General features: G+C 66.4%; 1 protein-coding gene and 1 pseudogene. Both read left to right on the plus strand.

Going from position 1 to position 1,642, the window contains the following annotated elements; genetic code table 11:
- Positions 1-605 (plus strand): annotated as a pseudogene (locus ENZ75_RS31190) (glycosyltransferase family 2 protein); the annotation flags it as partial.
- A 3-nt stretch (positions 606-608) separates the two neighbouring features.
- A partial coding sequence (locus tag ENZ75_RS31195) for a glycosyltransferase (protein WP_063168605.1) occupies positions 609-1,642 on the plus strand: 1,034 nt, incomplete at its 3' end.

Consider the following 1,642-nt stretch of genomic DNA (forward strand, 5'->3'; position numbering starts at 1 on the left):
ACAGCGTCCTGCACTATGACCAGGCCTACCGGCATGCCGAGGACTTCGATCTTTTCAGGCGGCTGGCCGGCCGTTACCCGGCAGCCATGATGCCCGAAAACCTGGTCGTCTACCGCGTCCATGAGGCAAGCGTGACGAGCCGGCACGTCAAGGAGATGCGCAGGACGCATTTGCGGATCGTGGCCGAGAACCTCGAGCGGGAGGACCTGGCGCAGGCCACGCGGGACCTGCGCGACATTGGCGATGCGGTCAGCCACGGCACCGTCGCCCGTGCGGCCGACTTCATCGTCGCGCTGGAGGAGGAGATTTCCTCGCTGCCGGCGGCGACGCGGCCGAGCTTCGAGGCCGGCGCGCTGAACCTATTCTATTTCCTCTACCAGCTCGTCGCCGACGAAAACCAGCCCGCGCTCACCCATGAATTGCTGACGCGGACCGCCAAATGGAACGTCATCCGGCGCCGCGAACAATATGCGCTGCGGCCCGGCGCCTGGGCGCCCTGGCTCAGCCGCGCTTCGCTGTCGGCCGCCAGGCAGGCCGATGCCATGGCATACTTCTTCAAATCTGCGCCCGCCGCGGCGGTTCTGGCACCTTATCAGGCGGGCTGAGGCATGATCGTCAAAGTCAACCAACCCCTGCAGCGCGATCGTTCGACGGCGCTTGGCCCCGCCCCGGCCGGTCCCCGCCCGGAACGAGCGGCGCCGGAAGTCAGCTTCATCATCTGCACGCGCAACCGCGTCGCCGTGCTCGATGCCTGCATCAAGTCGGTGCAAGCCGCATGCCGCGCACATGCCGGCTTCGCCGCCGAACTCGTGGTCGTCGACAACGGTTCGAGCGACCGCACGGCCGAACGCCTGGCCAGCATCGCGGCTGCGTCGGACATTCCGTTCACGCCCGTTTGCGAGCCGCGCCCCGGATTGGCGGCTGCGCGCAACGCCGGGCTGAGGCGCGCGCGCGGCCGTGTGCTGGTCTTCGTCGACGACGACTGCGCGCTCCATCGCGACTATCTGCGCGATCTGGAGCGACACTATGCGTCCGGGGAACAATGGCTCATCCGGGGCGGCCGTGTCGAGCTTGGCGATGCCAGGGATTTGCCGTTCACCATCAAGCGGTCGTGGGCGCGCGAGCGGCTGACGCCAGATGTTCATCCCGGCGGTTTCGTGCTGGGCTGCAACATGACGATGCACCGCGATGTAGCGGCCCGCATCGGCTATTTCGACGAACGCTTCGGCGCCGGCGGACCATTGCGGTCGGCCGAGGATACCGATTACCTCGTGCGCGCGATGCTGCTCGGCATCGCGGTCGAGTATGTGCCTGACATGACGATTTTCCACCATCACGGCCGGCGGGATCGCAAAGCCATCGAAAAGCTGCATCGCGACTACAGCCTGGGCAATGGCGGGCTCTGCCTGAAGCATGTTCGCCACGCGCCCTGGCTGCTTCGCCATTTCTACTGGGCCGCAAGAGGGGCTTTCAGGGAATTGGCGGGAGGACCCGCCTTCGATCGTGAACTCAACCTGCCGCACTGGCCGATCGTCGCCATGAATTTGCTCGGCGCGGCCAGGTTCGCGGTTCTCCTGCTGGTCAGACGGCCGCGGGCCGAACCGGTGCGGCAAGATCAACAAGCCAATGCCCAGGCGAGGTG

The sequence above is a fragment of the Mesorhizobium sp. M7A.F.Ca.CA.002.04.1.1 genome (genome assembly GCF_004022805.1).
GTDB lineage: Bacteria > Pseudomonadota > Alphaproteobacteria > Rhizobiales > Rhizobiaceae > Mesorhizobium > Mesorhizobium ciceri.